This window comes from Bacillus sp. sid0103 (genome assembly GCF_019219025.1).
The window spans coordinates 1-8,259 of the sequence record NZ_JAHUWN010000062.1 but is presented as its reverse complement, the minus strand read 5'-3'; the positions used below and the strand labels follow the sequence as shown (position 1 = coordinate 8,259).

Below are 8,259 nucleotides of genomic sequence, written 5' to 3'. Positions count from 1 at the left end.
CCTTCAGGGCGTTACCCCATCATTTGATTCTTCGATATAATCCTTCAGTTCCGACAGGAACTGTCTAACCTTTACCAGAGAAATGTGACCATCCTCCATTTAAGCTAGAAACATTTCGCACAACTAAACTGCTCCTTTAGTTTAAGTGAAACACTTCACAAATGTTCTTTAATCAGTATTCTTACTCTTTTTGTTCCTTCACAATCTGGTCCGTTTGTTGAATAAGAAAATAAGTCCCTGAATTGAAAAAGCCTTTGCTTTTGTTAAAAGAGATTATTTTGACGAGTTTCTTCTATTATACATTGGTATTTTTCAGCTTCCTTTCGTACTCCTTAACTAACTTATAAAATGTTGTCTTTTTAACCCCTATTCCTTGCATCACCTTCAACTTCAGTCATCTCTCCCGATTTCCATCAATGATAGGCTTGTTTAAACTCTTCAGTAATAATAGATTTAGCTCTGCCAAAAGCTACGCCGTTTTTCAAAGCTGTTGGGGCGTTAATTTTTTCTTTGATAAGCTGTAACTTTCAATCATCGACTGGATCCCACGAACCGTAAATTTGGCTGACCTCTGGCTATAAAACACATAGGGTGACTCTTCCACATGAGGTTTCTTGTTTGACATAAGGAGACTTGCCGGTCATAGTAACATTTCAACCACGGCAAGGTATTTAAAAAATTCCTATAGTGACTTGGCGGATGCTGTTGAAGCTATGCCAAAATTTTAAGTCATCTTAAAATTTTTTATTATACAACACATAATAATTAACTATAGTTCAAACTTATTAGCAATAACCTCTTTGCTTGTTAAGACAGGTAACCGTAAATTCACTGTATGCTCTTCGTTAAAATTAGCATTTTTGAAGTCTGTTATTTCACCCCCAAACATAAACTCTTTGTAAAATGGTTCTCGATATAAACAATAACCAATTGGGTATGTTGAGATTTCCGAAACATTAACAATTATCCCGTTATTGTACATTAACAATTGTTTACCCAGATGTTTATCAATTCCCTCAGGATAAATAAAGGCTGATATTTTATATTTATTTGAGTTAAAATTACAATTCTGTTTATCAAGTACAAAATCGCGTAGTGTTTGGTCTATGAATGATGGTGGGTTTATTGAGCAAAACATTGAAATTATCTGTTTCATAACATTTAACGGTTTCATTATTAGTGTAAAACTAATCGTAGAATTTATTTGATATCCTTCTTTCTCCAATAAATAAGCTACCGTATTTGAAAAATTACAATACGCTTCTCCGTACCACGTCCCAGTATTATTGTTACAAATAGCACATAATGAATATCTCCCCATACCTTTTTGCATAGATTTATACCGCAATCCTTTTAAATCATCGGGACTCTTATTATCCTTTCGTAAATTTCCTTCAACATAACTATCTAAATTTATTCCTTTTACCCTATTTTTGTTTCCTGAGCACTTTGGTGGAATATGTTCAAATGTTAACTCAGTTTCTTTACCACATAATGCGCAGATTCCTTTTTCTCTCATAACAGCCCTCCTAATTACATGGATTCAAAAAGTGTTAAGACTTTTATTGTTTCAACTAAAAAAACCTAATTTACTTATGGTACGGTTCCCCATTCATTACTTTTTAAATCCTTATGTAAAATGTTTGCCTGAACAAAAGTGGATTAACTTTTGTCATTAAGCTATATCTTTAATCATCGAAGTTGCTCTTTTCGCCTCTGAACAGCCTCTTTCAAACTTTGTATAATAAACTCTTCTTGAGTCAACCCTTCTATATCCGAATACTCCTTGACCTGATCCTTTAATTGAGTGGACCCATAAGCCACAAAGGAAACTAAATCACTATCTAAGACAACACCATTCGGCCTTGAGATCATTTTCCCTTCTACAAGGCTGTTTTTCAACAAGTCTATTTCATCTCGATGTTCGGTTTTAAAGTACGGAAGGAGAACAGGTTTCATCTCGATTTTTATTTCACCATCTAAAACGTCCAATTTCATGTTAGTAGGGCCAGCAATCCGGTAGAATTGATCAATTAAATCAAATGTCATCGATTTTACCTGTTTCGGTTTGATCAATTTCAACATGACGGATCCTTTTTTGTTATTGATGACCTCGTCGTCCAATGCAATAACAGGTTCGAACCCCTGCTGCTTCAATTCTCCGATCAAAATCTCCCTCTCTCGGTTAGTCAAGGCCTTGCCATTACCGGCTCCATCCCACTCCATGATTCGGGCAAATTCACCAGTCTCCTTGTTCTCGAACGACTGGAATAAAAAATACCCTGTTTTCTTATCAAAGAACTTCTCCCTTCCCTTCACCCGGTTGAACAGATGGAGGTTTACGTCCAGATCTTCTTTTTTCACGAAGAACGTATCAATGTTTCGGTAAGGCTTCATTACGGCCGGAAGTTCTCCGGATTTCATCTTACTAATGACAGTGGAGGGTGAAACCTTGATATTGAATCCTTCTAAATACGCAACGATCTCTTTGGTCGTGAATCCGGGCTTTTTTAGCTCCTTCTCGACTTTTTCCACTTCTTCCGCATGGAAGAGATAGGTTCCGTCCATTTTCCACGTCTCTTTATTCCAGGGAGTGATCTTCCCCTCTTTGACGTAGTTGTATATGGTTTGTACCGTGACCCCCAACGTTTCTGCTACCTCTTTCGTTGTCAGCCCCAAATCGGTCTGTTGCATCATGATCATCCTTTTCCTTGTCTTTTATACTATTCTATCATTGGAAAATGATAGAAACAACATTCAATAAAAACATTATATTAATTAATAAATTTTCATTAAATGGCCTATTAAACCATTAACTTCATTTAATTGATAAATAAAACATAAATAATATAGTTTATTATATTTAATTGCATTTTAATGATTGATTATGTTTATTTTACTTTATTACGAAACAGTATTGTTCAATACCTAAAAATGGACTATTTTTAGGGATTTCTCATATCATTCTATAAATCTTTTTAAAGAGATTTGGATAATGACATGCTATAATGAAAATAAATATGGATTATTTTAGTAACGTATTTATAGAAAGGTAATGATTATGGAAGATATCAATCAATTCAATAATAGTAATTTACCTGTAAACATGACCATTAATAATCTAGGAATACCTTCATCAGATAAGATTGATTTATTACAACAATTTTTAAACAATCCTACTTATGTTTCGGATATGGAATCATTAACCGAGAAAAATGAAAGACAAAAACAATATCTATATGAAAAATTCACGGACGAAATGATGATGTATTATTACGTTCATAAACCGTCCCATATCAAAGAGGAATACAATAAAAAGGAAGAAACAAAAAAGGAGTACATCCGGGATCTGCTTCAGTTTTATGGAATGTTGCTTTCCCATGAAGAATTTTTAAAAAATGATGTAATGGATTTTACGGAAGGCTCCTTACTGAAGAATGTGGATCGCCGCCATGTGAGGCAGTATCAGGAATGGTTGAAAAACGATTCTCCCTTACGAAACGGGAAAATCGGGTACGGCATCGCCACCATGGCGAGAAAAATTGTCATCATCAAGAGTTTTTTGAAGTGGCTGCATGAAGTGGAATATATAAAAATCCCTTTACATACGGCTTTTCTGAACAATGAAGTACGCATGAAGGATCGGCCGGATCGAGACCTGTCTTATGAGGAAGTAAAAGCGCTAATCGACTATTATCGAAATCATCCTCTAAATCACGCGTTGTTAACGCTTTTGGCCACTTCTGGAATACGGATCAAGGAGATTGCCCAAAGTCGTTGGTGTGACCTCTACTACGATTCTGGAATAGGGGAATATTATCTTAGGGTTCAGGGGAAACGGGATGAAATACGACATGCATTGATCAAGAAATTGGTATTTGAGAGACTCCAAGCTTTGAGGTTAAGAAAAAGGCTTTCCTCACATCTGGATTCTACTGATGAGACCCCATTGTTTACCACAAATCGTGGAAAGACTTATGATTTTAGAGATTTATCTAAATATGTGACCAATATTATCAAGCAAACCAACTTTGATTTTCTAAAATATAAACAAGGAAATGTGACACCCCATTGGTTTCGTCACTATTTTGCCCAGGAAGCCCATCGAAGTGGAGCTCCTCTCTTGTTTATACAAAATACATTAGGTCATAAAAAAGTAACAACTACGGAAATTTATTTGAAAGAAATCATGAAAAAGGAAAATGACGCAGCGCAATACATTGATGAAAAGAAATATTAAAAACGAAATGAGCAGTCACCCTTTTCTGATTGTTTTTTTAAATTTCTGTTCACATAGTAAATGGAAATACCAATTTTTCAATAGCAAAATGAAAAAAGACAAGAATTAAAAATGATGCTGGATTAACAAGGGTATTGAAAAGTAATCAAGAATAAATAGGTTAAATGTGTTAAACAAAGGGGTGAAACAATGGATTCAAAAAAGAAATGTTCCCTGCATAAAGAAACCAAAATAGAGGCTCTTTTGACAATTGAAAATAAAATTTATATCAGTAGCTACTGCTTTTCTTGCTGGGTAAATCAAGACTTTAAAAAAGAAATGAAAAAATTTGAAAGACAACTAAAAAAATCTAACCTAATGTGGATAAGAAATTTATTTTCACTTGATAAACCAAATTTTTACGAATTTGAAAAATTATATAGAGGCCACGCTAATAACGAAAAGAAAAAAGCAAAGAAATACAAAGAAGAACTTCGCCAACAATATTATAAAAAAAATCCTCCCACCAATTTAGATGAAATTCTTAAATTAAATGGTGTAGAATTTGAAAATTATATAAAATTCCTTTTTCAAAAACAGGGATTTAATATAAGTAAAACACCTGAAAGCAGGAATGTTGGAATAGATTTAGTGATTACAAAAAAGATAAATAGCCGAATAAATAAAACCGCAGTTCACTGTAAATCATATAAAAAATCAATAGGAGTATCTGCCGTACAAGAAATTTTTAATGGACAGCATCTTTGTAAATGCAGTGAATCCATAATTATAACTACTTCAGAATTCACAACTTCAGCTATTAAGAAAGCGAAAGATTTAAAAGTGGAATTATGGGATAAAACTAGATTAGTTGAAGAAATTAAAATAACCGTAAAAGCAGAAAATAACAGTACCTTATCTTGGGATGAATTTCTTGCACCACATTTAGTAGAAGATAAGTTTCCTCCTAAAAAAAGAACTAAGAAAAAATCTTCAAGTTCTTTTTAAAGCACTAAATATCGTGCTATTTTATCATTTACATATGGGGTTAAGCGTAGGGAAAATCAGCTCGGCGTTCGTGATCTTAACGATTTGAAAGCCTTGGTAGAGTCGGGAGCAACAAGAATTGGTTCAAGCTCAAGTGTTGCCTTATTCACTGGTAAAGCAGACTCTACTTGTTATTAATAAAAACAAAGAGTCATGTTTTACGCTTAAAAAGCGACTTATATGATACATGTTGATAGTGATTATAAAGAAATTCTCGTGGTTGAACACGAGGATTTCTTTATAAGAATACAATTGACCCCCTTGCTCATCAAGCTTAGAACCCTTGATATAGCTGGATTGGGGACTTCGTGGGAATCGAACCCGCCAGACCTGGCAGGCAGGTCTCAAGCAGTTTTGAAGTTTGAGGGAAGATATCTTTTTAAATTCCATTTAGTTTTATTTAATGCCGTAAAGTATTGATTTGATACACTTTTTATAAAGTCATATAACATTTAATTTTATTTAATTAAATATAAAAACATCTAATCTGTGACCAAGTTGTGACCAAAAATGTGATTAGTTTTCTAATTTTATTAATGGGATTAAATAAGTAATTAAGGAGGTTTTAACAAACCTCCTCTTCTTCCATTTGTTACCCAAAGGGAGAATAAGCTTATTGATCCAGTGACCTCACCCCTGTCAAAGATGGAAATACTTTCTTATTACAACAGTTTAATTATGAAATTATTGTTATAACAAGGACTTCAATAAGTCTTATTATGATCAAGTTTTTGTTATAGGTAACAGTTTGCTCAATTTTGTCCCCAAAGTGTCCCCAATCGTTTCCGTTATTAATAAGTAAAATCTCTTATTACCTTTTTAATAAACGTTCAAGTGACTGGTTTATTAAAAAAAGAGACAGGTATGCACATCCCTGTCTCTAACTTATATTATTCATGAAAATTGGTTCCGTCTGTTGTTGCTTTAACAATGCCGGCACGGATAACAAAATCTCCGAAGTGATCGCCCAGTTCCCGTTCTTTTGCGTAACGGGACAAGAGAACACGTAGTTCTTTTAAGATTTCTTTTTCCCCAATGTTTTCACGGTACATTTTACTTAATCTGCTGCCATCGAATGCGGCACCTAGATACATATTATATTTACCTGGTGATTTTCCAATAAAACCGATTTCACCAAGCGCATGACGTGCACAACCATTTGGGCAGCCAGTCATACGAATCGTAATCTCATCATTCCTTAGTCCATTTTCGTCAATGATGGTCTCAATTTTATCTAGAAGAACAGGTAAATACCGTTCCGCTTCCGCCATTGCCAATCCACATGTGGGTAGAGCGACGCATGCCATTGAACTGCGACGAAGTGCAGTATAATGCTTGCCATCGGTCAAACCGTATTTTTCAATCAACTTACTAATCTCGTTCTTTTTATCACTAGAAACGTTGGCAATAACAAGGTTTTGATTTCCGGTTAGACGAAAATCCCCTGTATGGATTTTGGCAATTTCACGTAATCCAGTCTTCAGTTTGTAATCACCAACATCAGCGATACGACCGCCTTCAACAAACAACGTAAAATGCCATGTTCCTTGAACACCTTTCACCCAGCCATAGCGGTCGCCACTATGGTCAAAATGAAATGGTTTTGCTTCCTCAAAGCTCCATCCCAAACGGTTTTCCAGTTCATTTTTCACCGTTTCTAATCCGAGACAGTCCACTGTATACTTGAACCGCGCATTACTTCTGTTAGATCGGTTTCCATAATCACGTTGGATGGTTATTACTTTTTCTGCGACATCATAGACCCGATCTGGTGTACAGAAGCCGATGACCTTGGCAAGCTGTGGGTAGGTTTTTTTATCACCATGTGTCATCCCCATTCCGCCGCCCAATGCTACATTAAATCCAATCAGCTTTTCATCTTTAACAATGGCAATTAGCCCAATGTCCTGAGAAAAGACATCTATATCATTTGATGGAGGAACAGCAATACCAATCTTAAATTTCCGAGGCAAATAGAGAGGCCCATACAGTGGTTCGATTTCATCCATTTCAGGAGTGCCGGCAACCTTTTGTTCGTCCAGCCAAATTTCATGATAGGCTCTTGTACGTGGTAATAACCGATTACTTAATAGTTTGGCCCATTCATACACTTCACCGTGTATTTTAGATTGATACGGGTTTGGGTTACACATCACATTTCGGTTTACATCCCCACATGCCGCAATTGTATCCATAAGAGCTGCATTGATTTCCTGAAGGGTTTTTTTCATGTTCCATTTTAAAACACCGTGCATTTGAAATGCCTGTCGTGTCGATAATTTTAATGTACCATTACCATACTTTTCAGAGAGTTCATCCAAAACAAGCCATTGATCTGGCGTTGCTACGCCACCCGGCCTGCGGACACGTATCATAAATTGATAGGCGGGCTCAAGTTTTTGTTTTTGACGCTCATTACGGAGATCACGGTCATCCTGTAAGTAGCTTCCATGAAATTTCATTAAACGGTTGTCATCATCACAAATCCCAGAACTAATTGGTTCTACCATGGATTCAGCAATGGTACCTCTTAAATAATTACTTTCCTTTTTAATACGCTCAACATCACTTAAGAGACCATCCGGTGCTTTTAAAATTGTCTTTAACAAATTAAAAACTCCTTCCTTTTATATTAATATACATCGCGTTGATATCGTTTTTGTTGTTGCATATTAGCTAGATATTCTTCCGACTTTTCTTTGCTTAAGCCGCCCTCTTGATGAATAATATCAACAAGTGTTTTTTGAACATCATGTGCCATGTTTTTTTCGTCTCCGCAAACGTAAACATGCGCTCCCGCTTGAATCCACTCGAACAATTCTTTACTATGTTCGAACTTTACTATCTGTTGCGTAAAGTAATCAGGGGCACATATAAAACCTAATCTCCACCCTGTCATGGCAAAGCCTTTTGAAAAACCTGATACAAGAATCGTCCGGTCTCTTATTCCCTTTAAAGAAGCTATTGAGCAGAAGGTGCCTTCTTCATACGTC

6 protein-coding genes and 2 pseudogenes are annotated in these 8,259 nt (G+C 35.5%); 3 read left to right on the top strand and 5 right to left on the bottom strand.

The features are described from left to right. Positions 1–493: 493 nt before the first annotated feature. Positions 494–625, bottom strand: a pseudogene (locus KW850_RS33760) (tyrosine-type recombinase/integrase); the annotation flags it as partial. On the opposite strand from KW850_RS33760, the pseudogene KW850_RS33755 reads away from it, so the two are divergent. Beyond that, positions 624–728: pseudogene (locus KW850_RS33755) on the top strand (tyrosine-type recombinase/integrase); the annotation flags it as partial. The pseudogenes KW850_RS33760 and KW850_RS33755 overlap by 2 nt on opposite strands. A gap of 41 nt (positions 729–769) precedes the next feature. Here KW850_RS33755 and KW850_RS31875 read toward each other — a convergent pair. Together KW850_RS31875 and KW850_RS31870 are read right to left on the bottom strand one after the other, a co-directional pair. Continuing rightward, positions 770–1,519, bottom strand: a complete 750-nt coding sequence (locus KW850_RS31875; protein ID WP_218351630.1) for a hypothetical protein — start codon at positions 1,517–1,519, stop codon at positions 770–772. Positions 1,520–1,692: 173 nt separating this feature from the next. Further along, positions 1,693–2,694: a helix-turn-helix domain-containing protein gene (locus tag KW850_RS31870; protein ID WP_218351629.1), complete on the bottom strand. Its 1,002-nt coding sequence runs from the start codon at positions 2,692–2,694 to the stop codon at positions 1,693–1,695. 367 nt (positions 2,695–3,061) lie between these two features. Between KW850_RS31870 and KW850_RS31865 the strand changes: the two genes are divergently transcribed. Beyond that, positions 3,062–4,240, top strand: coding sequence for a tyrosine-type recombinase/integrase (locus KW850_RS31865; protein WP_218351628.1), 1,179 nt, complete (start codon positions 3,062–3,064; stop codon positions 4,238–4,240). A gap of 189 nt (positions 4,241–4,429) precedes the next feature. Then, positions 4,430–5,227, top strand: coding sequence for a restriction endonuclease (locus KW850_RS31860; protein ID WP_218351627.1), 798 nt, complete (start codon positions 4,430–4,432; stop codon positions 5,225–5,227). Positions 5,228–6,156: 929 nt separating this feature from the next. Here the strand turns inward: KW850_RS31860 and cysI are convergent. Further along, positions 6,157–7,875, bottom strand: coding sequence for an assimilatory sulfite reductase (NADPH) hemoprotein subunit (gene cysI, locus KW850_RS31855; RefSeq protein ID WP_218351626.1), 1,719 nt, complete (start codon positions 7,873–7,875; stop codon positions 6,157–6,159). 23 nt (positions 7,876–7,898) lie between these two features. After that, positions 7,899–8,259, bottom strand: a 361-nt coding sequence (locus tag KW850_RS31850; RefSeq protein WP_218351625.1) for an aminotransferase class I/II-fold pyridoxal phosphate-dependent enzyme, incomplete at its 5' end; no start/stop codon positions are given.

Excerpts from the sequence above, each read along its gene's own strand:
- KW850_RS31875 (WP_218351630.1), bottom strand. The coding sequence starts at position 1,519 with ATGAGAGAAAAAGGAATCTGCGCATTATGTGGTAAAGAAACTGAGTTA.
- KW850_RS31870 (WP_218351629.1), bottom strand. The coding sequence starts at position 2,694 with ATGCAACAGACCGATTTGGGGCTGACAACGAAAGAGGTAGCAGAAACG.
- KW850_RS31865 (WP_218351628.1), top strand. The coding sequence starts at position 3,062 with ATGGAAGATATCAATCAATTCAATAATAGTAATTTACCTGTAAACATG.
- KW850_RS31860 (WP_218351627.1), top strand. The coding sequence starts at position 4,430 with ATGGATTCAAAAAAGAAATGTTCCCTGCATAAAGAAACCAAAATAGAG.